Source organism: Stutzerimonas sp. FeSN7, from assembly GCF_030263795.1.
Taxonomy (GTDB): Bacteria; Pseudomonadota; Gammaproteobacteria; order Pseudomonadales; family Pseudomonadaceae; genus Stutzerimonas; species Stutzerimonas stutzeri.
The window spans coordinates 1,452,169-1,473,996 of sequence record NZ_JARPMN010000001.1 but is presented as its reverse complement, the minus strand read 5'-3'; the positions used below and the strand labels follow the sequence as shown (position 1 = coordinate 1,473,996).

Annotated in this window: 22 protein-coding genes; 5 read left to right on the top strand and 17 right to left on the bottom strand. The window is 63.5% G+C overall.

Annotated features, from left to right (window positions below; all coding sequences use genetic code 11):
* Positions 1-10 precede the first annotated feature (10 nt).
* Genes sppA through rluC form a run of 3 tightly spaced genes read right to left on the bottom strand, consistent with a single transcriptional unit; the run spans position 11 to position 2,616 of the window.
* Positions 11-994, bottom strand: coding sequence for a signal peptide peptidase SppA (sppA, locus tag P5703_RS06845; protein WP_011913736.1), 984 nt, complete (start codon positions 992-994; stop codon positions 11-13).
* Positions 984-1,670: an HAD-IA family hydrolase gene (locus P5703_RS06840; RefSeq protein WP_095460424.1), complete on the bottom strand. Its 687-nt coding sequence runs from the start codon at positions 1,668-1,670 to the stop codon at positions 984-986. Before P5703_RS06840 ends, sppA begins: the two co-directional genes overlap by 11 nt.
* The gene (rluC, locus tag P5703_RS06835) at positions 1,663-2,616 is read right to left on the bottom strand and encodes a 23S rRNA pseudouridine(955/2504/2580) synthase RluC (RefSeq protein WP_013983253.1); all 954 of its coding nucleotides are present in this window, start codon (positions 2,614-2,616) and stop codon (positions 1,663-1,665) included. Before rluC ends, P5703_RS06840 begins: the two co-directional genes overlap by 8 nt.
* A 551-nt stretch (positions 2,617-3,167) precedes the next feature.
* On the opposite strand from rluC, the gene rne reads away from it, so the two are divergent.
* Positions 3,168-6,335, top strand: a complete 3,168-nt coding sequence (rne, locus tag P5703_RS06830; protein WP_186348379.1) for a ribonuclease E — start codon at positions 3,168-3,170, stop codon at positions 6,333-6,335.
* Positions 6,336-6,555: 220 nt separating this feature from the next.
* Here the strand turns inward: rne and murB are convergent, their stop codons facing one another.
* The 8 genes from murB to P5703_RS06790 all read right to left on the bottom strand — a co-directional run bounded on the left by murB (position 6,556) and on the right by P5703_RS06790 (position 13,391).
* A complete protein-coding gene (gene murB / locus P5703_RS06825; RefSeq protein ID WP_285585930.1) occupies positions 6,556-7,575 on the bottom strand; it encodes a UDP-N-acetylmuramate dehydrogenase in 1,020 nt (339 codons plus the stop codon).
* A complete protein-coding gene (locus P5703_RS06820) occupies positions 7,572-8,039 on the bottom strand; it encodes a low molecular weight protein-tyrosine-phosphatase (RefSeq protein ID WP_234493482.1) in 468 nt (155 codons plus the stop codon). Before P5703_RS06820 ends, murB begins: the two co-directional genes overlap by 4 nt.
* Before the next feature lies 1 nt (position 8,040).
* The gene (kdsB, locus tag P5703_RS06815; RefSeq protein ID WP_234493481.1) at positions 8,041-8,805 is read right to left on the bottom strand and encodes a 3-deoxy-manno-octulosonate cytidylyltransferase; all 765 of its coding nucleotides are present in this window, start codon (positions 8,803-8,805) and stop codon (positions 8,041-8,043) included.
* Positions 8,802-8,987 carry a Trm112 family protein gene (locus tag P5703_RS06810; protein ID WP_234493480.1) on the bottom strand — a complete coding sequence of 62 codons (186 nt, stop codon included), beginning with the start codon at positions 8,985-8,987 and terminating at the stop codon, positions 8,802-8,804. Before P5703_RS06810 ends, kdsB begins: the two co-directional genes overlap by 4 nt.
* Positions 8,988-9,032: 45 nt before the next feature.
* Positions 9,033-10,037 (bottom strand): tetraacyldisaccharide 4'-kinase, encoded by a 1,005-nt coding sequence (gene lpxK, locus P5703_RS06805; RefSeq protein WP_285585928.1) that lies wholly within the window; start codon positions 10,035-10,037, stop codon positions 9,033-9,035.
* Positions 10,037-10,465, bottom strand: coding sequence for a flagellar polar localization protein PocB (pocB, locus tag P5703_RS06800; protein ID WP_013983259.1), 429 nt, complete (start codon positions 10,463-10,465; stop codon positions 10,037-10,039). Before pocB ends, lpxK begins: the two co-directional genes overlap by 1 nt.
* On the bottom strand, positions 10,462-11,094 hold the full coding sequence (gene pocA, locus P5703_RS06795) for a flagellar polar localization protein PocA (protein WP_013983260.1): 633 nt from the start codon (positions 11,092-11,094) through the stop codon (positions 10,462-10,464). Before pocA ends, pocB begins: the two co-directional genes overlap by 4 nt.
* A gap of 71 nt (positions 11,095-11,165) precedes the next feature.
* Complete coding sequence (locus P5703_RS06790; protein ID WP_285585927.1) at positions 11,166-13,391, bottom strand: DNA internalization-related competence protein ComEC/Rec2; 2,226 nt, start codon at positions 13,389-13,391, stop codon at positions 11,166-11,168.
* 144 nt (positions 13,392-13,535) lie between these two features.
* Here P5703_RS06790 and P5703_RS06785 point away from each other — a divergent pair, with 144 nt between their 5' ends.
* On the top strand, positions 13,536-14,051 hold the full coding sequence (locus tag P5703_RS06785; RefSeq protein WP_011913748.1) for a DUF2062 domain-containing protein: 516 nt from the start codon (positions 13,536-13,538) through the stop codon (positions 14,049-14,051).
* A 12-nt stretch (positions 14,052-14,063) separates the two neighbouring features.
* Here the strand turns inward: P5703_RS06785 and P5703_RS06780 are convergent, their stop codons facing one another.
* Genes P5703_RS06780 through P5703_RS06770 form a run of 3 tightly spaced genes read right to left on the bottom strand, consistent with a single transcriptional unit; the run spans position 14,064 to position 17,261 of the window.
* Positions 14,064-15,308 carry a lipoprotein-releasing ABC transporter permease subunit gene (locus P5703_RS06780; protein WP_026012454.1) on the bottom strand — a complete coding sequence of 415 codons (1,245 nt, stop codon included), beginning with the start codon at positions 15,306-15,308 and terminating at the stop codon, positions 14,064-14,066.
* Entirely contained in the window at positions 15,308-16,006 is a 699-nt protein-coding gene (gene lolD, locus P5703_RS06775; protein WP_285590105.1) for a lipoprotein-releasing ABC transporter ATP-binding protein LolD, read from the bottom strand. The genes P5703_RS06780 and lolD overlap by 1 nt, the downstream gene beginning before the upstream one ends.
* Before the next feature lie 7 nt (positions 16,007-16,013).
* Positions 16,014-17,261 (bottom strand): lipoprotein-releasing ABC transporter permease subunit, encoded by a 1,248-nt coding sequence (locus tag P5703_RS06770; RefSeq protein WP_020307157.1) that lies wholly within the window; start codon positions 17,259-17,261, stop codon positions 16,014-16,016.
* 32 nt (positions 17,262-17,293) lie between these two features.
* On the opposite strand from P5703_RS06770, the gene P5703_RS06765 reads away from it, so the two are divergent.
* From P5703_RS06765 to P5703_RS06755, 3 genes are read left to right on the top strand one after another with little or no spacing between them, the layout of a single operon-like run.
* Positions 17,294-17,929 carry a PilZ domain-containing protein gene (locus tag P5703_RS06765; protein ID WP_221292211.1) on the top strand — a complete coding sequence of 212 codons (636 nt, stop codon included), beginning with the start codon at positions 17,294-17,296 and terminating at the stop codon, positions 17,927-17,929.
* A gap of 3 nt (positions 17,930-17,932) precedes the next feature.
* Positions 17,933-18,241, top strand: coding sequence for a phosphodiesterase (locus tag P5703_RS06760; protein ID WP_279641015.1), 309 nt, complete (start codon positions 17,933-17,935; stop codon positions 18,239-18,241).
* The gene (locus P5703_RS06755; RefSeq protein WP_013983266.1) at positions 18,238-18,960 is read left to right on the top strand and encodes a glycerophosphodiester phosphodiesterase; all 723 of its coding nucleotides are present in this window, start codon (positions 18,238-18,240) and stop codon (positions 18,958-18,960) included. Before P5703_RS06760 ends, P5703_RS06755 begins: the two co-directional genes overlap by 4 nt.
* Positions 18,961-19,104: 144 nt before the next feature.
* Here the strand turns inward: P5703_RS06755 and sthA are convergent, their stop codons facing one another.
* The 3 genes from sthA to P5703_RS06740 all read right to left on the bottom strand — a co-directional run bounded on the left by sthA (position 19,105) and on the right by P5703_RS06740 (position 21,789).
* Positions 19,105-20,499, bottom strand: coding sequence for a Si-specific NAD(P)(+) transhydrogenase (sthA, locus tag P5703_RS06750; protein ID WP_011913755.1), 1,395 nt, complete (start codon positions 20,497-20,499; stop codon positions 19,105-19,107).
* Positions 20,500-20,641: 142 nt separating this feature from the next.
* A complete protein-coding gene (nqrM, locus tag P5703_RS06745; protein WP_011913756.1) occupies positions 20,642-20,869 on the bottom strand; it encodes a (Na+)-NQR maturation NqrM in 228 nt (75 codons plus the stop codon).
* On the bottom strand, positions 20,866-21,789 hold the full coding sequence (locus P5703_RS06740) for an FAD:protein FMN transferase (RefSeq protein ID WP_014597112.1): 924 nt from the start codon (positions 21,787-21,789) through the stop codon (positions 20,866-20,868). The genes nqrM and P5703_RS06740 overlap by 4 nt, the downstream gene beginning before the upstream one ends.
* Between the last annotated feature and the right edge of the window lie 39 nt (positions 21,790-21,828).

The following is a 21,828-nucleotide window of genomic DNA, read 5'->3' as shown; positions in this document are numbered from 1 at the left end:
CCATCCACAGCTAGCGCAGCGCCGGCCCCTGCAGCCCAGCAAGAATCGCCAGACGCTCGGCGACGCTGGTTCCCAGTTTCTTGGTGAAACGATCGAATGGCGACTCCTTCACCGTGAAATCAACGATCTCCGGCTCGCCGACGACCTCGCGTGCGACGTAGGCGGTACTGCCCAGACCGTCGACCAACCCCAACTCCAGTGCCTGCTCGCCGGACCAGATCAACCCTGAGAACAACTCCGGATGCTGCGCGTCCTGGAGACGCTCACCGCGCCCACGCTTGACGCTATCGATGAACTGCTGATGAGTGGTCGCCAGAACACTTCGCCAGAACCGGGTCTCCTCCGGCTTTTCTGGCTGAAACGGGTCCAGAAACGCCTTGTGCTCGCCCGCGGTATACACACGACGCTCAACACCGAGCTTCTCCATGGTATCGACAAAACCGAAGGTGGCCGCGGTCACTCCGATCGAGCCGACCAGACTGGACTTGTCCGCGTAGATCTCATCGGCCGCACTGGCGATGTAATAGGCGCCCGAAGCACCCAGATCGGTGATCACCGCATAGACCTTGATGGCCGGATACTCGCCGCGCAAGCGACGAATCTCGTCATAGATGTAGCCCGACTGAACCGGACTACCGCCAGGGCTGTTGATGCGCAGGATCACACCCTTCGTATTGGCATCCTCGAAGGCCGCACGCAAGGCGCCCACGATGTTATCCGCACTCGCGGATTCCTCATCGGCAATCATTCCGCGCACGTTGATCACCGCGGTATGACTCTCCCGCGCAGCCTTGCCTTTCCCTAGCTGCAGCGCCGGCGAAAACAGCGCCAGCGCTCCGAACAAATAGATGAAAGTCAAAAGCTTGAAGAATATTCCCCAGCGCCGAGCACGCCGCTGCTCCTGAACGCCCGCAAGCAGGGTCTTTTCCAGCAACTTCCAGCTGCTGCGATCGTCCTTGGACTCATCCACCGGAGCTTTCCATTCATCCGACATATGCATTCACCTCAGAACCAGCCATGGAGCGCAGCCAACTGCCGAGCTCCGAAAAACGATCGATCCCCAGGCGCGGCTCGAACTGCTGCAGGACATGCAGCGGCTGCGCACCGTAGCCAACCGCAACGCCGTCCACCCCAGCGCGATGAGCCATCTGCAGATCGAACACCGAATCCCCGATCATCAGCGCCCGCTCCGGGCGGACACCGCAGTACGCGAGGATCTCGTGAATCATCAGAGGATCAGGCTTGCTTGCCGTTTCATCCGCGCAACGCGTGATATCGAACAAGTCTTCCCACCCCTGCCCCGCCAGGACGCGATCGAGCCCACGACGCCCTTTGCCGGTCGCCACCGCGAGCAGATAACCGGCCTCGCGGAACTCCGAGAGTGCTTCGGTGACACCTGGGTACGGCATGGAAGGCTGAGCTTCCAACCCCAGGTAATGTTCACCGTAATGGTGGCGAAACGCCTCGACCCGCGCCGCATCGACCTGTCCCGGGTACAGCACCTCGACGGCCTCAGGTAGCGCCAGCCCGATGATGCCCTTGACCGCCGTGTCGTCGACTTGCGGCAGGCCACAGGACCGAGCTGCAACATGGATCGATTCGACGATACGCCCGATCGAATCGACCAAGGTGCCATCCCAATCGAATATCAGAACCTTGTAGTTACTCACCGAGACGCTCCAGCGTGCGGGCCCACACCTCGTCGACCGGTGCCTCCAGCGACAGCTCCCCGCCATCCGGCAGGGGCACCTTCAGCGCATAGGCATGCAGAAACAGACGTTTGCCACCCAACTCGCGAACCTCGCGAGTGAAGTCCTCGTCACCATACTTGCTGTCCCCGGCGATACTGTGCCCCGCATGGCGTGCATGCACACGAATCTGGTGTGTACGCCCGGTCACCGGCTTGGCCTCGACCAGCGTCGCGAAATCACCGAAACGACGCAGCACACGAAACAGCGTCAGCGCCTCTTTGCCGTCCTCGGTCACTTCGACCATGCGCTCTCCGGAACGCAGGGTATTCTTCAGAAGCGGCGCACTGACCTGCTTCTTCGAGGTATCCCAGCGGCCGCGCACCAGCGCCATGTAACGCTTGTCCACACCGTCGCCACGAAGCGCCTGATGCAAATGGCGCAGCATGCTGCGCTTCTTGGCGACCATCAGCAGGCCGGACGTATCCCGATCGAGGCGATGGACCAGTTCAAGCTCCTTGGCGTCCGGGCGGAGCTGGCGCAACGCCTCGATCACGCCATAGGACAGCCCGCTGCCGCCGTGCACGGCGATGCCGGCCGGCTTGTTCAGCACGATGAGCGCCTTGTCCTCGTAGACGATGGCACTCTCCAGCCGCTCCAGCAGCCCCTGGGCCAGCGGCTCGGGCTCGTCTCGCTCGGCCAGACGCAACGGCGGCACGCGCACGAGATCGCCGGCCTGTAGCTTGTACTCAGGTTTGATCCGCCCCTTGTTCACCCGCACCTCGCCTTTGCGCAGGATGCGGTAGATTAGCGTCTTGGGAACGCCTCTGAGCTGGGTACGAAGGAAGTTGTCGATGCGCTGGCCGGCAAGTTCCGGCGCGACCTCGAGTATTTGCACACCGGAGGTCTGGGAGGGGGTATTGGTCATCGCGGCATCATACCAATTTTCATGGAATTGAAGCACTTAAACATTGCTGTTATAGTCGCGAACGCCGCCAAAAGCGGCCAGGTCACGGGAGGCCAATGATACGCCCGCCCTGACTGGCAAAAATGTTCGAGGACGTGAGGCCGTCCGACGGAGCTTCCCTCAAGTAGCGGTGAAGTTGCGAAACAAGCCTTGAAGACATGATGCGTGCCCCCACTGGGGAATCGCGATAACAACCCGCTCCCCGGATTCTGCGAGCGGCACCCGATTTTCAAAGTATGCGTGTTGGGTGGAGATGCACAGCATCGGATTGCGTAGCAAAGGCTTTCACAGACGCTCCATTCCGTCCGCTACCGATGCCTGATTCCTCCTCCCGAACCATTGCTTCTGTTCCGACAGCAAGCAGGAGACGTCGTCGCGACGCCGGCCCATTTGGCCGCACATCGCTGGACACTGGAGTGCCTTACAACCATTCCTGACTCACCTGACACCGACCGCGAGAGTCGTGTGTGCCGAACGCCGTTTCCGGATGCCACGGAAACCGACGGTACTACATGAAAAGAATGCTAATTAACGCAACTCAGCCCGAAGAGTTGCGTGTCGCACTGGTCGACGGCCAACGCCTGTTTGATCTGGACATCGAATCCGGTGCCCGCGAACAGAAAAAAGCCAACATCTACAAGGGCAAGATCACCCGCGTCGAGCCCAGTCTCGAAGCCGCCTTCGTTGACTTCGGTGCCGAACGGCACGGCTTCCTCCCCCTCAAGGAAATCTCCCGCGAGTACTTCAGCAAATCGCCTGAAGGCCGCGTGAACATCAAAGACGTCCTGCGCGAAGGCCAGGAAGTCATCGTCCAGGTCGAAAAGGAAGAACGTGGCAACAAGGGCGCAGCCCTGACCACCTTCATCAGCCTTGCCGGCCGCTATCTGGTGCTGATGCCGAACAACCCGCGAGCCGGTGGTATCTCCCGCCGCATCGAGGGCGAAGAGCGCAATGAGCTGCGCGAGGCGCTCAATGGCCTGAATATTCCAGCCGACATGGGCCTCATCGTACGCACGGCCGGTCTGGGTCGCTCCAGCGAAGAACTGCAGTGCGATCTCGACTACCTGCTGCAGCTCTGGACCGCGGTGAAAGACGCCTCCCAGGATCGCGCCGCGCCATTCCTGATCTATCAGGAATCCAACGTCATCATTCGCGCCATCCGCGACTACCTGCGCCAGGACATCGGCGAAGTGCTGATCGACAGCGTCGAGGCGCAGGACGAGGCGCTGAGCTTCATCCAGCAGGTGATGCCGCAGTACGCCAGCAAGATCAAGCTGTACGAAGACAGCGTGCCGCTGTTCAACCGCTTCCAGATCGAAAGCCAGATCGAAACGGCCTTCCAGCGTGAAGTGAAACTGCCTTCCGGCGGCTCCATCGTCATCGACCCGACCGAAGCCCTGGTGTCCATCGACATCAACTCGGCGCGCGCCACCAAAGGCGGCGACATCGAAGAGACCGCACTGCAGACCAACCTGGAAGCGGCCGAGGAGATCGCCCGCCAGCTGCGCCTGCGCGACATCGGCGGTTTGATCGTGATCGACTTCATCGACATGACCCCGGCCAAGAACCAGCGCGCCGTCGAAGAAAAGATGCGCGAAGCGTTGGAAGCCGACCGCGCACGCATTCAGGTCGGCCGCATTTCGCGTTTCGGCCTGCTGGAAATGTCCCGCCAGCGCCTGCGCCCTTCCCTGGGCGAAACCAGCGGCATCGTCTGCCCGCGCTGTAACGGCCAGGGCATCATCCGCGACGTCGAATCGCTGTCACTGGCGATCCTGCGCCTGATCGAAGAAGAGGCCCTCAAGGATCGCACCGCCGAAGTCCGCGCCCGCGTGCCCTTCCAGGTCGCGGCGTTCCTGCTCAATGAAAAGCGCAACGCCATCACCAAGATCGAACTGCGCACCCGCGCGCGCATCTTCATCCTGCCGGACGACCACCTGGAAACGCCGCACTTCGAAGTTCAGCGCCTGCGTGACGACAGCCCGGAGATCATCGCCGGCCAGGCCAGCTACGAAATGAGCCAGAGCGAGGCCGAAGAAGTCCAGCCGGTCAGTTCGACTCGCACCCTGGTTCGCCAGGAGGCCGCGGTCAAGACCGCACCGCAGCGTAGCGCACCCGCCACCAGCGCCGCGCCGCCGCCTGCGGAAGCGCCCGTGGCTACGCCCGCGCAGGAACCAAGCCTGTTCAAGGGCCTGATCAAATCGCTGGTTGGTCTGTTCGCGGGCAAGGCCGAAGAGCCCCAGGCCGCGGCGCAAGTGGAGAAGAAGCCGGCTTCCGCCCGTCCGCAGCGCAACGACGAGCGCCGCAGCGGCCGTCAACAGAATCGCCGCCGCGATTCCCGCAATGGGCGTGACGAGGAGCGCAAACCGCGTGAAGAGCGTCAGCCGCGTGAAGAACGGCAACCCCGCGAGGAGCGCCAGGCTCGCGAAGAACGTCAGCCGCGTGAAGAGCGCCAGCCACGCCCGCCGCGCGAGGAGCGCAAGCCCCGCGAGCAGGCAGAGGCCGCTGAAGCCCAGCCACGTCGCGAGCGTGCTCCGCGAGAAGAGCGCAAGCCCCGCGAAGAGCGCAAGCGTGAACTGCGCGCTCCGATCGACGAAGCACCGACAGTAGCGCAGGAGGAGCAGGCCGAGCGCCAGCCCCGCGAGCCACGCGCCCCGCGCGAAGAGCGCAAGCCGCGCGCCGAACAGCAGGCAGCGCCTGCGGATGAACTGCTGCAGCAGGCCCTGGAAATCGGCGAGACCGAAGATGCTCAGGAAGCCAACGAAGGCGCGGAAGGCAACGACAGCGAGCGACCACGTCGTCGCTCCCGTGGTCAGCGTCGTCGCAGCAACCGTCGTGAACGCCAGCGCGATGCCAACGGCAACGAGATCGAAGACGCCGACGAGAGCAATGCCCCGGTGAAGACCGAGGAAATCGCCATCGCCGCTACTGCCGCCGCCCTGGCCGCCAACACCGCCGACACCGAAGCCGCGCCCCAGGCGACGCTGGCCGAAGACACGGTGATCCAGACCAGCAGCGAAGGCGTCGCTACGATCGTCGAACACGCGCCAGTCGCCCAGCCTGCTGCGAGCGAAGGCATCGACGAGCGCAAAGCCAGCGAAGAACCTGCACCAGCCGAGGCGCCGACCGATATTCCGGTACAGCCGGCCGAGGTAGCGCCGCAAGAGGTAGCGCAGGTCGCCCAGCCGGAAGCAGCGCCCCAGCCCGCCCCGGAGCCGATTGTCGAGAAGCCCGAAGCGGCACCGGCTGCCACCCCGACGCTGACGCCGAGCGGCCGCGCACCGAACGATCCGCGCGAGGTTCGTCGCCGTCAACGCGAAGCCGAGCGCCTGGCCAAGGAGGCAGCTGAAGCCGAAGCCAAGGCCGCAGCGGAGCAACCGCTGGCGAGCCCTGAGATCGTCGCCAGCGAGCCGGTCGTGGACACCCAGCCGGAGCAGCCCGTCGCTCAGCAGGCAGCAGACGCTCAGCCCGAGCAGACGATAGAGCCTGTGCCTGCCCAGCAGCAGCCCGCAGTGGAGCAACAGTCGACCGAACTGGTTGCCGAGCAAGTGCCTGCCGACGATGCAAGCGAGCACAAGCCGGTAGCGCCGGCATTCGACGAGGCGCCTCAGCCTGCTGCCGAGGAATCGGAGCAGCCTGCTCAAGGCACCGAGCCGGACAACCGTGAGAAGCCGCAAGGCTAAACGGCACGGGTGTTGAAAAAGGGATGCTTCGGCATCCCTTTTTTGTTTTCGTCCAATCCTGAGGATGCGTTGCATCTAGCTCTAGCGCAGAGGAGCCCCGGCGAACGTAGCGGCAGATACAAGAACGCCCGTTGCATTGCATCGGGCGTCAGGTACCGCTATCTCATTGGGACCGGCGAACGTTGCCCATCCAGGCCGGTTCCAGGCCATCGACCACCGATCAGAGCACGTTCGGCTCGATTTCCAGGCAGACATCGAAGCGTTCGAGCACGTCGGCCTGGATCCGTCGCGCCAGCTCCAGCAGCTGCTCGCCGGTAGCCTGTCCATGGTTCACCAGCACCAGCGCCTGCAGCCGATGAACGCCGGCGTCGCCATCGCGAAACCCCTTCCAGCCAGCTCTTTCGATCAGCCAGCCGGCAGCGAGCTTTACCAAGCCAGCGTCCTGCGGATAGGCGACCAGATCGGGATAAGCCGCGCGAAGTGCGTGCGCCGTCTCGGCGCTCACCAGCGGATTCTTGAAGAAACTCCCGGCATTGCCCAGCTCCCGCGGGTCCGGCAGCTTTTCACTGCGAATGGCGCAGACCGCACGGCTGACATCCACAGCCGTGGGCTCGACGACCCCCTGCTCCGCCAGCCGTTGGCGGATCGGGCCGTATTCGAGATGCAACGGGGCCTGGCGGCGCAGAGCGAAACGCACCCGCAGGATCAGATAGCGCCCCGGCATCTGCTTGAAAACGCTGTCGCGATAGGCGAATGCGCAGTCGGCCAGCGCGAAGTCCCGAAGCGCCCCGGTTTCGATATCCAGCGCCGTGAGACCGGAGAAGACATCCTTGATCTCGACCCCATAGGCACCGATGTTCTGAATCGGTGAAGCGCCAACGGTCCCGGGGATCAGGCTCAGGTTTTCCAGCCCCATCAGGCCCTGCTCCAGACTCCAGAGCACGAAGGGATGCCAGGGCTCCCCGGCCTCCACCTCGACGATCACCTGAGCGGCCGACTCGTCGATGATCCGCTTGCCTCGAATGGCCATGTGCAGCACCAGGGCCGGCACATCGCGAGTCAGTAGCAGGTTGCTTCCGCCACCGAGCGGCAGAAGCGGCACCCCAAGCTGGCGCGCACGGGCAATCGCCTCATACACATCGGCATCACTGTGCGCCTCGGCGAAATATTGGGCACGCTGGTCTACGGCAAAGGTGTTGAATGGCTTGAGGGAGCGGTTTGCTTCTATGGTGAGGCTCATAGTCGCCCCTTTATCTCGGCGAGCAGCGCATCACTGGCCTCTTCGATGAGATTCAGCACGTTGTCGAAGCCGTCTGCTTCGCCATAGTAAGGGTCGGGCACTACATCGCAGCCAAGCCCGTAGCGACGCAGCAGCAGGTCGACTTCCGCCTTGGCGCCGTGCTTCGGGCGCAGAGCCTGCAGCCGTGCCAGATTGTCGTGATCCATTGCCAGGATGAGATCGAAACGCTGGAAGTCCGCAATGGAAACCTGCCGGGCGCGCAAGGCGTCGAGCGTGTAACCACGCCGTCTCGCCGCCTCGCATGCCCGCTGGTCTGGCGCCTTGCCGACATGCCAGTCGCCGGTTCCGGCCGAATCGATCTCGACTCGCGCGCCAAGGCCGGCCCGCTCGATCCGCTGGCGAAACACACCCTCGGCCGTGGGCGAACGGCAGATATTGCCCATGCAGACGAACAGCACCTTCATGTCAGCCACCCAGCAAACGGCGAACCCGATCCAGGTCCTCAGCCGTGTCGACCCCGGCGGGGGGAGCTTCGACGGCATCGGCGACATGGATGTGCCGCCCATGCCAGAGCGCACGCAGCTGCTCCAGACACTCCGTATCCTCCAGCCAGCACGGGCCCCAGGACACGAAGTCGGCCAGGAAGCCAGCACGGTAGGCATAAATGCCGATGTGCCGCCGGTAAGGGACTTCGGCCGGTAGCTGGCTGCGGTCCACGGCAAAGCTGTCACGCGCCCAGGGCAGCGGCGCTCGGCTGAAGGTCAGCGCCAGGCCGTTGATATCCGAGAGCACCTTGACCACGTTGGGATTGAACAGCGCCTGAGCATCCGCCAAAGGCTCGGCCAGCGTAGCGATGGCGGCCTCCGGATGCCCTGCAAGGTTGGCGGCGACCTGGTCGATCACCGCTGGCGGAATCATTGGCTCGTCGCCCTGCACGTTGACCACGATGGCATCGCCAGGCAGCCCGAGCTGCTCGGCCACCTCGGCCAAACGATCGGTGCCGGAATTATGCTCGGCGCGGGTCAGCACGACCTCTGCGCCAAACGCTGTGCAGGCATCGACGATGCGCTGATCATCGGTGGCAATCACTACACGCTGGGCCGCGCTCTTGCTCGCCTGCTCCCAGACGTGCTGAATCATCGGCTTGCCGGCGATGTCCTGCAACGGCTTGCCAGGCAGCCGGGTCGATGCGTAGCGGGCCGGAATCACGACAGTGTAGGCAGTGCTCATTTGTCCAGACGCTCGTGCACATCCAGGGTGCGAGCTTCGCTCTCGAGCATCACCGGGATGCCGTCCCGCACGGGAAAGGCCAAGCCATCGGCCTTGCAGATCAGTTCCGACTTGTCCTCGGCGAGCTTCAACGGCCCCTTGCATAGTGGGCAGGCCAGAATGTCGAGCAGTTTGGTATCCATGCGCAGTCCTTGGAAGCGATCGACCGCGGCGGCAGGTCGAGCGGCTTAAGAGAGTTCGGGCAGCAATCGCGCCAGCTGATCGTCGAACCAGGTTACGAACGCCGTGGAGGGCACGGCCTGCACCTGCAGATACGACCAACCCGGGGGTGCGAACGCCCGGCATTTCACCGCGTCCTTCTCCGTCATCACCAGTGGCAGCTCGGGGCTGAACTTCAGCTGCTCCGGGCTGTAATCGGCGTGATCGGCGAAGGCGTGCGGAATCGGTCGCCAGTGTAGCGTCTCGAGCGTGTCGAAGAAACGCTGCGGGTTGCCGATACCCGCCACCGCATGCAACTGCTGGCCGGCCGGGTAGTGATCCAGCGGCCAACGTCGACCGGTACTCAGCTCGACCAGGCCAACCGGCTGAAGGCTGAACGCATACCCTTCGACGGTATCGGCGGCGGCGCCGTTGAACAGTACGGCATCCACCTCGCCAAGCCGCTCAGGCGGCTCACGCAGGGGGCCAGCCGGCAGGCAGCGGCCGTTGCCAAGCCCACGCGCGGCATCGATCAGCACCAGTTCGAGATCGCGCGCCAGACGGTAGTGCTGCAGGCCGTCGTCGGAGAGGATCAGATCGAGCGGCTCCTGCTCGAGCAGAGCACGAACGGCGCGCGCGCGATCAGGATCGATCATCAACGGAACCCCCGTACGCTGAACGATCAGCAGAGGCTCATCGCCGCAGTGCTGTGCCGGGTGCTCGGCGCGAACCCGCCACGGCAGCGTCGGGGGCTCGGCAGCATAGCCACGGCTGACGACCCCGACACGCAGCCCGCGACGTTGACAGTGCTCGATCAACCAGAGGATCAGCGGCGTCTTGCCCGTACCACCGACGGTGATGTTGCCGACGACGACAACCGGAACAGGAGCACGATAGGAGGTATTCGGATCTTCGAGGAAACGCCGGCGCCTGGCTTCGACCACTCGCCGGTACAGCAGCTCCAGGGGCGCCAGCAGACACAAAGCCGGATGCCCCTGATACCAGGAACGTTGCAGGCGCTCGGCGACGGACATCAGGGCGACGCCTGCGCCTCGACCGTGGTGATCCGCAGCTGGGCGAAGCCGAGCTTGCCTGCGGCATCCATCGCCGTGATGACCGCCTGGTGCGGCGTCTTGCCGTCGGCGCTGATGACCATCGGCAACCGGTTATCGCCACCGGACTCCTTGCTCAGCGCGGCCATCAGCGAATTCAGATCGCTCTTGAGCAGCGCCTTGCCATTGAGCGAATAATTGCCAGCCACATCGATCAGCACTTCCAGCTGGCGAACCTCGGCATCCTGAGGCGGTGTGCCGCTGGCCGCTTCTGGCAGGTCGACCTTGAGCTGCGTTTCACGGGTGAAGGTGGTGGTGACCACGAAGAACAGGAGCAGGATGAACACCACGTCGATCAGCGGTGCGAGTCCGATCTCCACGTTCTCCCGGGGTTTGCGACGGAATTTCACGCCTTCTCCTCACCGAGATCGACATCGCGGTCGCCCTGCACCACTTCCACCAGCTTGATCGCCTCCTGCTCCATGCCGACGACGAGTTCGTCGACGCGACGCTGCAGGAAACGATGGAAGAACAGCGCGGGGATACCGACCATCAAGCCCGCAGCGGTGGTGATCAGCGCCTTGGCGATGCCTCCTGCGAGAAGCGGTGCGTTGGCCATGCCCGAGCCCATGAAGGCGCTGAAGATCTCGATCATGCCCAGCACGGTCCCCAGCAGACCGAGCAAGGGTGCAATGCCGGCGATGGTGCCCAGGGCGTTGAGATAGCGCTCCAGATCGTGAACGACGCGGGCGGCGGCCTCCTCAATGCACTCCTTCATGATCTCGCGACCACGCTTGGAATTGCTCAGGCCGGCGGCGAGGATCTCACCCAGCGGGGAGTCGGCGCGCAGCTCCTTGAGTTTCTGGTTGCTGAGCTTCTTGTCCTTGATCCACTTCCAGACCTGACCCAGCAGGTGCGGAGGTGTGACGCGGCTCGGACGCAGCGTCCATAGGCGCTCGGCGATGATGCCGGCGGCTGCGATGGAACACAGGATGATTGGCAGCATTATCCAGCCGCCTGCTTTGACCAGCTCCCACACGAGATGAATCCCCCTCGAAAAAGTGGCGCCACTCTAGCATAGGGTCACCGGGTCGCCGACGGCCGCCGTTCTCATTTTTCCCGCCAGAATCGTCGCTGCGAACGTTGTAGCAGAGGAGGCGAAAAGCTTCCCAGCTCTATGCGGATTGCGCCATGCAAGGCGGTGTCGTAGGCCTGGATATCGAGGGTCTCGAGCCGCTCGATCACGCTTGGGTGTGGGTGGCCGAAGGCATTGTGCAGGCTGCGCGAGATCAGCGCGGCATGGGAAGCGACGCCGCGCAGAAACGGTTCTGACGACGAGCTGCGGCTGCCATGGTGGGGCAGCAACAGCCAGTGCGATGGGGTGCGCTGTTCGCTGGCCAGCCATGCCCGCTCCGCGGCCTGGTCGATGTCGCCGGTGAGCAGGATCCGCTCACCATTGGCCTCGATTTGCAGCACGCAGGACTGCTGATTGCTGTCGCGTGCCATCTGCCATTGCCACAGACTGAAGCGCACATCGTTCCACTGCCAGCTGCTACCGCTTTCGCAACGTTCGGCGCCCAGATCAGGCGCAAGGCGCGACGGCTCGCCACTGACCACCCGATCAACCCTCAGCAACCGCTGAACCGCGTCCGCACCGCCCGAATGATCATTATCGGCATGACTCAGCAACAGCAGGTCCAACCGAGTCACGCCAAGGGTCCGGAGCGAAGGGACCACCACCCGCTCGCCCGTATCGAAGTCGCCCTGCTTCGGCCCGGCATCGTAGAGCAGTGCATGCTCGCGGGTGCGTACAAGCACCGCCAGGCCCTGCCCCACATCCAATACCCAGACCTGCGCCCGGCCGTCTGGCACCTCGACACGAGGCGGGAACGCCAGCGGCAACAGCAGCAGCAAACCCAGCGAACGCAGCGGAATACCCGCGGGCAGCAACAGCAACAGGACGCCCAGCCCGATTATCGCCAGCGCCCAGACGGGCAGGCCGACCGCAATCCAGGCGGGTTGCCAATTGGCTATCGCCGCCAGGACGTCGAACAGCAATGCCAGCGAATAGCCCACCACCGACAGCAGCGCTTCGCCAACCCCGGCCAGGGGCAGCAGGAGCGTACCGAGCAACGCAAAGGGCACGGTCAGACTCACCCAGGGTACGGCAAGCAGATTGGCCAGCGGCCCGCTCGCACTTACCGGCAGTCCGAGCGCCAGCAACAGCGGAAGCAGACCAAGGGTGGCCGCCCACTGCGCCCGAGGCAGGGCCATCCACCAGCGCCATGAGCCGAGCCGCCCCGAGAACGCCAATGCCAGAACCGCCACCGCTCCAAACGACAGCCAGAACCCGGGCTGCAATGTCACCAGAGGATCGATCAGCAGGACGCCATCGAGCGCCAGCAGCAGCGGCAACCAGACACCCAGATGGCGAAAGCGCAATCGCCAGACAAGCACCACCGTCACCATCAGGCAGGCACGACGCACCGGTACCTCGAAACCGGCCAGCCAGCCATAGGCCAGCGCACCGCTTAACGCCAGCCCGCACGCACAGGGTAACCAGGGCAACCGCCGCGGCCACGCACCCAGGCGAGCCAGCAATGCGACCAGACCATAGAGCAGCCCCGCCAGCATGCCGATGTGCTGTCCGGAGATGACCATCAGGTGGACGGTGCCGGTGTCCTGCAAAACCTGCCAGTCGCCGCGGCTCAAACCGGAATCGTCACCCACCACCAGTGCCGCGATGGCGCCCTGCCGATCGGATGCCGGAATGGCCATGAGCCGCGCCCGAAGCTGATCGCGCCATCCGTCGCTTGACGTCGACGCCGTCAGGCGCTCGCCTGCCTTTATCGTGCCCGTGGCGCCGATGCGTCGCGCCAGCAACCAGGCTTCGTAATCGAAGGCGTGGGGATTGACCATGCCATGCGGTCGCTTCAGTCGCGCCGCCAGGCGCCAACGCTCGCCGGCTTGCAGCAGCGGACCGTCATACCAGGACAGCCGCACCTTCGATGGCAACCCGGCATGGCGCGATTGGATGTCGTCGAGCTCGAAGCGCACCACATTGCCGATACGGCTGGGCAACCCCACTACCCGTCCCTCGATCCAGAACGTACGACCGTCCATGGACGCCGGTAAGCGGTCGTCGATGGCGCTCTGGCTCTGGTAGCAGGCCCAGCTCAAGCCCAGCAGAAACAAGCCCGGCGCCACCCAGCGGTGACGCAGCAGGAGCAGCAGTCCGACAGCCGCCAGCGCCGCACAGAACCACTGCGCGGGCAAGGCAGGAAGGAAGCGTGGCAGGACCAGACCCGCGCCGAGCGCAAGCATCCATGTGCGCATTTTCAGTCTCCAGAAATCCTTTCCGGACCGTTATCGAAGCGGGGCAATCTGTCGCAGGCGTAGACGTAATGTCACAAAACTACTGTCAGCGTCGCACCGCGATTCAAGGCATAATCGCCCGGCTGCTGCCTTCAGAGAACCTTCATGCCGCGTCGTTTTTTCAAACGCTACATGCCGCACCCCGATCGCATCAAGACTAACAAGTCCCTGCGTTTTCTCGGCGCGCTGATTCACGATCCCAATCTCTGGCATCTCAATCGACATTCGGTATCCCGCGCGATGGCGATCGGCTTGTTCTGGGCCATGATCCCGATGCCGATGCAGATGCTCGCAGCGGCCGTCTGCGCCCTGCCCTCCAGAGCCAATCTGCCGATCGCAGTGGGGCTGGTCTGGCTGACCAACCCGCTGACCATGCCGCCGGTCTTCTATTGCAACTACAAGATCGGCACCTGGCTGCTGGACACTCCGGCCTCCAGCATGCCGGCAGAACTGAGCCTGGCCTGGGTACGCTACATGCTGCAGCACAACTGGCAGCCACTGTACCTGGGCTCCCTGGTCAGCGGGCTGGTGCTGGCGGTGCTCGGTTATGTATTCACCCAGGCCTACTGGCGCTGGTGGGTTGGCCGCAGCTGGCGGCGGAGGCAGAACGGCCGTCGTTGACGGCCGAGCCGGTCATTCGTAGCGCAGGGCCTCGGCAGGCTGAGTCTGCGCGGCGCGCCAGGCCGGGTAGATCGTGGCGAGAAAGCTCAGGGTAAGCGCCGCCAGCGATACCAGCACCACGTCATCCAGACGCAGTTCCGAAGGCAGCGTACTGATGAAATAGACGTCGGAGCTGAAGATGTGCTGTCCGGAGAGCCGTTCCAGCCAGGTCACCAGGTCGCTGACGTTCAGCGCGCCGAGCACACCCAGGATCACGCCGATCACGGTGCCGCTGAAGCCGATGATGCTGCCCTGGACCATGAAGATCGCCATGATCTGCCGCGGCGTCGCCCCCAGCGTCCGCAGAATGGCGATGTCGGCACGCTTGTCGGCGACCACCATGATCAGGGTGGCGATGATATTGAACGCCGCTACCGCGACGATCAGCATCAGGAGCAGGCCGATCATGGTCTTTTCCATCTTCATCGCGCTGAACAGGCTGCCCTGGGTGTAGGACCAGTCCTCCACGCGGTAGCCTTTGCCCAGCGTGGCCTGTACCTGTGCGGCCACCTCCGGCGCACGGTAGAGGTCGTCAAGCTTGAGTCGCACGCCCTGAACCTGTTGCGGCATCCAGCGATGGATCTGCGCGGCGTCGGCGCGATGGATCATCCCCAGACTGCCGTCCAGATCGGCGCCCACCTTGAACACCCCGACCACGTTCAGCCGCTGCATACGCGGCGTGACGCCACCGGGAGACGAACTGACCTCAGGGACGATCAACGTCAGCTTGTCGCCCAGCTTCAGCCCGAACCGGCGCGCGGTCATCAGACCGATGATCACACCGTACTCGCCGGGCTTGAGCGCATCCAGGCTGCCGCCGACCAGACGCTCACCAACGATGGACACCTGCGCCTCCGCCTGCGGATCGATGCCGCTGATCTGGATCGGTTGCATGCTGCCCTTGAACGACAGCATGCCTTCGAGCTGCGTCACCGGCGCCATGCCGACGATCTGCGGGTGTGCCGACAGGCGCGCGGCAACCGCCTGCCAGTCATCCAGCGGCTGCTCACCGATGACCGTCGCGTGGGGCACCATCCCGAGAATCCGCGCGCTCATTTCACGCTGGAAGCCGTTCATCACCGACAGGACCATGATCATCGCCAGCACACCCAGCGCCAGGCCGATCAACGAGGTCAGCGAGATGAACGAAATGAAATGATTGCGCCGCTTGGCACGGGTGTAGCGGCTGCCGATGAAAACGCTGATGGGCCTGAACATCATTCCGCCACCAGGCGCCCGTCTTCCAGCCGCAGCACCTGGTCCATCTGGGCGGCAAGCTGGCGGTCGTGGGTAACCACGAGAAAAGCGGTATGCAGCGAGGTGCTGAGTTCGAGCATCAGATCCTGAATGCCTTGCGCGGTGTGATGGTCCAGGTTGCCGGTTGGCTCATCGAGCAATACCAGTGCCGGCTCGTTGACCAATGCCCGAGCGATGGCCACGCGCTGCCGCTCACCACCGGACAGCTCTGCAGGCTTGTGCTCCAGGCGATGGCCGAGGCCGACCCGCTGCAGCAGAGCCGACGCTCGCTGCCGCGCTGCCGGGATCGGCGTGCGCCCGATCAGCAGCGGCATGCAAACGTTCTCCAGCGCGGTGAACTCGGCAAGCAGGTGATGGAACTGATAGACGAAGCCCAATGCGCGGTTGCGCAGCAGCCCACGATCCTTCTCGTTCAGCGCCGACAACTCCTCGCCGGCCAGCCAGACGCTGCCCTCGCTCGGCGTATCGAGCCCACCGAGCAGGTTCAGCAGCGTGCTCTTGCCCGAGCCGGAGCTGCCGACGATGGCCACGCGCTGCCCGGGGAACAGTTCAAGTTGCAGCCCGGACAGGACCTCCACCGATTCGGGGCCCTGCTCGTAGCGCTTGCCCAGGTTGCGGCAACTCAGCACCGCCTGCTTTTGCGAAGACAGCTCGTTCATAACCCGCTCACTCATAACGTAGCGCCTCTGCCGGCTGGGTGCGCGCGGCACGCCAGGCCGGATACAGGGTCGCGAGGAAACTCAGGATCAGCGCGGCGACGCAGACCTGGATCACATCGGCCGCCATCAGCTGGGACGGCAGATAGTCAATGAAATACACGTCGGCACTCAGAAACTTGTGCCCGATCAGCCGCTCCAGCGCGGCGATCCAGCTGCTGACATTGACGGCAGCGAACATGCCGAGCAGTGCGCCGACCAAGGTGCCGACCACGCCGATCACCGTACCCTGGACCATGAAGATCGCCATGATCTGCTTCGGCGTAGCGCCCAGCGTGCGCAGGATGGCGATGTCGCCGCGCTTGTCGGTCACCACCATCACCAGCGTGGAGATAATGTTGAAGGCCGCGACCGCGACGATCAGCAGCAGCAGCAGACCGATCATGGCCTTCTCCATGCGGATCGCCTGGTAGAGGTTGCCGTGGGTGCGGGTCCAGTCGCGGGAATAGAAATCGTCGCCGAGCTGACCGGCCAATTCCCAGGCGATACGCGGCGCCTGGAACAGATCGGCGAAGCGCAGGCGCAGCCCCTGCACCTGATCCGGCTGCCAGCGTTGCAAGCGAGCCATGTCGGCAATGTTGGCCAGGGCGACGTAACCGTCGATCTCGCCGGCACCGACATGGAAGATGCCGGTGACCGTGAACCGCTTCATGCGCGGAAACATGCCCGCGGGGGTCACGGTCACTTCCGGGGCGACGAAGGTGATCTTGTCGCCGACCGCAACGCCGAGCTTGGCTGCTGCCTTGTCGCCAATGACGATGCCGAACTCGCCGGGCTTGAGATCATCCAGCGCGCCTTCGCGGAAGAACTGGTCGATGATCGACACCTGTCGCTCCGCTTGGGGCTCGACCGCATTGATCAGGATCTTGGTCACCTGGCCCTGATGGGTGAGCAGCCCCTGGCTCTGAATGAAGGGCGCGGAGGCCAGCACCTGGGCATGCTGTTCGAGGCGTGCGCCCAGTGCCTGCCAATCGTTGATCGGCGTCGGGCTTTCGATGGTCGCGTGAGGCACCATGCCCAGCACGCGAGTGCGCATCTCATGGTCGAAGCCATTCATCACCGACAGCACGACGATCATCACCAGCACGCCAAGTGCGAGCCCGATCATGGATGTCAGGGAAATGAAGGAGACGAAGAGACTGCGACGTCTGGCGCGTGTATAGCGCGCCCCGATGTACACGGACAGCGGTCTGAACATAGATCGACGGGTTCGCTGGCGGGGAAAACAACATGCAGCTGACGCCACCGCGGGGCCTGATACACTCTGGCCATCAACGCTACCCGGGTATCGCCATGCCGACACAAGACACTGAAGAACGCCGCGAATACTACCGTATCGAGGATCGCGTGGCACTGGAAATCATCCCGGCGAGCCAGGACCACCCCGCCGAAAGCGAGCCGCTGCCTGCGCTGTTCAACCTGCTCGGGGAGCTTCATCAGCTGGATTTCGAAGCACAGCACTTGTTACGCCAGATTGCCGAGAGCAACCGCACGCTGGCCAATTACCTCAAGGTACAGAACAAGCGAATCGAGCTGCTGGGGCAGGCATTGGCGCAGGACCTGCTGAAGGATCAGAGCGCACCGCAGCCGGTGGTGCTTTCCGAAGGTGGCATCAGCTTCGTCAGCGAACAGCCATTGGCGGAAGGCGAGGTCGTCACGCTGAAGCTGGTCCTGCTGCCGCAAGGGCTCGGCCTACTGTTGCCGGCACGGGTGATCTACAGCACTGCGATGCAGGACGGCCGCTACGACATCGGCACCGAGTTCGAAGCGTTGACTGATGCACAGCGACAATTGCTTGCTCGGCATATCCTGCAGAAACAGGCGCTGGAGAGGCGCCTGGCCCTGGAAAGCCTGCAAGGAGATTGACCAATGCGCCGCCTGGCGACTCTGCTGTTCACACTGACATTCAGCCCGTCGCTGTTCGCCGAAGAAATTCGCATACCCGTCGGCCAGCAAGGCCAGCCCGAGATGGCGATGCCTGCGCGTGGCGACTCCAAGATCGAGGTCCTGGACCGTTTCGGGCTCGCCGACGAGGAGCACCCGGCCGTTGGCCAGCCGCCGATCACCCGCTGGGATTATCGGGAATTCTCCGTATATTTCGAACGCGACCGAGTCATCAACAGCGTCCGTCACCACCAGCGCGCTCAACCACCCGTGAAGGAAGATCAACAACCGTGACACTCATCTACGGCCACCGCGGCGCCAAGGGCGAAGCTCCGGAGAACACCCTGGCGAGCTTCGAGCAATGCCTGCAGCATGGCGTACGCCGCTGCGAGCTGGACCTGCACCTATCCCGCGATGGCGAGTTGATGGTCATCCATGATCCGACGCTCAAGCGCACCACCGGTCGCCGAGGCAAGGTTGCCCAGCACGATGCCGCAGAACTGGTGAAGTACGACGCCCGCCAGGGCGGCACGGGTTGGAAGACGCCCTGCCCCATTCCACGGCTGAGCGAGCTGTTCGAGAAGTGCGATTTCGAGCACTGGCAGCTCGAAGTCAAGAGTGCTTCGCGGGTTCGCGCCGCACGCACGGTAATGGCGATCAAAGAGCTGGCCGAGCGTTATCAGCTCAAGGAGCGAATCACGGTCACCTCCAGTTCACGGGAGGTCCTGCGGGCTCTGAATCGACTGGCACCGGAAATCTCACGAGGACTGGTCGCAGAATACAACTGGCTCGACCCGCTCAAGGTGGCCCGTCAGCATGGTTGTGATCTGTTGGCACTGAAGTGGACGCTGTGCACCCCGGAACGCCTGGAGAAGGCAAGAAAGCAGGGCTTGCATGTTTCGGTCTGGACGGTGAACGAACCGGCGCTGATGCGGCGCCTGGCGGACTTCGGCGTGGACAGCTTAATCACCGACTATCCGGGCCTGGCGGTGAGCACATTGGCGCAGGCCTGACCGTTAAACCTGCGCCTGCGGCGACTCGGCAGCACAGGCGCTGCCGGATCGTCTCACCTGATCAGAAGCTCTCCCGGTTCGGCCAGTGCCAATCCCGGGAGTCCCAGCCCTCTCCAGCCGGCTCAGGCCGCCGGCCGGAGCCGCTCAAAAAAGCCGGTTGAGCCCGTCGAACGCCGCCACCCGATAGGCTTCAGCCATGGTCGGGTAGTTGAAGGTGGTGTTGACGAAGTACTTGATGCTGTTGGCAGGGCCCTTCTGATTCATGATCGCCTGACCGATGTGGACGATCTCCGACGCCTGGTAACCGAAGCAGTGCACACCCAGCACTTCAAGGGTTTCGCGATGGAACAGGATCTTCAGCATCCCTACCGGCTCGAAGGAAATCTGCGCCCGCGCCATGCTCTTGAAGAATGCCTTGCCCACTTCGTAGGGAATCTTCGCCTGGGTCAGCTCACGCTCGTTCTTGCCGATCGAGCTGATCTCCGGAATGGTGTAGATGCCCGTCGGCACGTCATCGACGAAACGCCATGAATCGTTCTCGACAATGCTGCCCGCGGCCGAGCGACCCTGGTCGTAGGCGGCGCTTGCCAGCGATGGCCAGCCGATCACGTCACCGGCCGCATAGATGTTGCCGATCTCGGTGCGGTAGTGCTCGTCGACCTGCACCTGGCCGCGGCTGTTGGCCTTCAGACCGATGTTCTCCAGGCCGAGCTTGTCGGTATTGCCGGTACGCCCGTTGCTCCAGAGGAAGGCGTCTGCCTTGATCTTCTTGCCAGACTTGAGGTGCAGGATCACGCCGTTCTCCAGCCCCTCGACCCGCTCGTACTCTTCGTTGTGGCGAATCAGCACGTTGTTGTTACGCAAGTGGTAGCTCAGCGCATCGGAAATCTCGTCGTCGAGGAAGCTGAGCAGCTGCTCGCGGTTGTCGATCAGATCGACCAGTACACCCAGGCCGCTGAAGATCGATGCGTACTCGCAACCGATGACACCGGCACCGTAGATGATCATCCGACGCGGCGTGTGGCTCAGAGTCAGGATGGTGTCGCTGTCGTAGATGCGCGGATGGTTGAAATCGATATCGGCCGGCCGGTAGGGGCGCGAGCCGGTGGCGATGACGAACTGGTTGGCGACCAGTTTTTCCACCATGCCGTTGAGGCAGACCACTTCCACGCTCTGCTCGTCGGAGAAGCTGGCAGTACCGAAGAAGGTGTCGATGCGATTGCGCGCGTAATAGCTGGTACGGGAGGTGACCTGCTTGCTGATGACCTTTTCGGCGCTTTTCAGAACATCCGGAAAGGAAAACCAGCGCGGCTCGCCGATCTGGCGAAACAACGGGTTGGTGTTGTACTGCATGATCTGCCGCACCGAATGGCGCAACGCCTTGGACGGGATGGTGCCCAGGTGCGTGCAGTTGCCCCCGACCAGCGGACGGTTGTCTACCACGGCGACCTTGCGTCCCGCCTTGACGGCGTTCATCGCCGCGCCCTCCCCGGCTGGACCAGAACCCAGTACCACCACATCGTAGTTATAGACCGCCATATACACTCCTGAAAACGCAGCGAGGTACGCCGCTGCTGTCAACAAATTCGCCGAAGCCGAAACGCAAAGGTTCTGCGCGCTGTCAGTCGTCTCGCCGCGGCCACCGCCCCGCCTGGGCGGTCAGCTCGCGGCGACACAGAGTTCAGCGCTTGGTGGCGTCGTAGGCGAGGTCGGTGGTGGCCGAGCGCTTCGCTTCGTTCACCTCCTCGCATTTCTCGCGGCTCCCGCCGCAAATCGAACATTCCTTCTCGATGCCCAGATTGGCGATACCACCGCATGACCCCGCGATGGGCTTGCGCCCCATGATCACGCCGATGGCCATGCCGGCCACGACAAGTACCATCACCAGGAAAACCAGTAACCAGGTCATTGCTCTACTCCCGCACCGAACAGCTCATCGAAAGCCTTGGTGCTAGTTGTTGCGAAACCCTGTCCTTCACGGACGACGAAAAACGCGGCGATGGCGTTACGCTCAGCCAGCGCCAGGCCCTGCTCGGGGCCTAATACCATCAGCGCGGTAGACAACCCATCCGCGCGCAAGGTCGACCTGTCGATCACCGTGACCGCAGCCAGGTGATGCTCGATCGGCCGGCCGCTCAGCGGGTTCAGCGTATGCGAATAGCGCCGCCCTTCCAGCTCGAAATAGTTGCGATAGTCGCCGGAAGTCGAGACGCCCATTCCGTCGAGCTCGATGATCTTCTGCGCTACGCGCTGATCGTCCCGGGGGGCCTCGATGGCGACGCGCCAGGGCGATCCGTCGGGTTTGCGGCCTTCGGCCTTGAGCTCTCCGGTGATCTCCACCAGATAGCTCCGCACGCCCAGTTCTTTCAGGCGATCGATCACACGGTCCACCGCATATCCCGCGGCAATGCTGTTGAAGTCCAGTTGCAGCGCGACCGACTTGCACAGCTGATCGCCTTCGATACGCAGATGCCGATGGCCCGTCAGCGCTCGCGCCTCGGCAATCTCTTCCTCCGACGGAACACGCTCGCTGCGCCCCTGCGGGCCAAAGCCCCAAAGGTTGAGCAAGGGCTCGAGTGTAAGGTCGAATGCGCCGTCGCTGTCCGCCGACAGCTGGTCGCCCGCTGCGACCAATTCGCGCACCGCCTGCGGCATCGGCTCACAGGCCCCACCCGGCAGAGCATTGAAACGCTCGACGTCGGAATCGCTGCGATAGGTCGACAGCTGCTTGTCGAGGTCGGCAAGGATGGCCTCGACCTCGCCATGCAGGACTTCCTTGGCCGGAACATCGCCGCTGCGCACGTACTTGATCGTATAGGTACTGCCCATGGTCGGCCCGGTGAAGGCTTCGACCTTGTCCTGAAACAG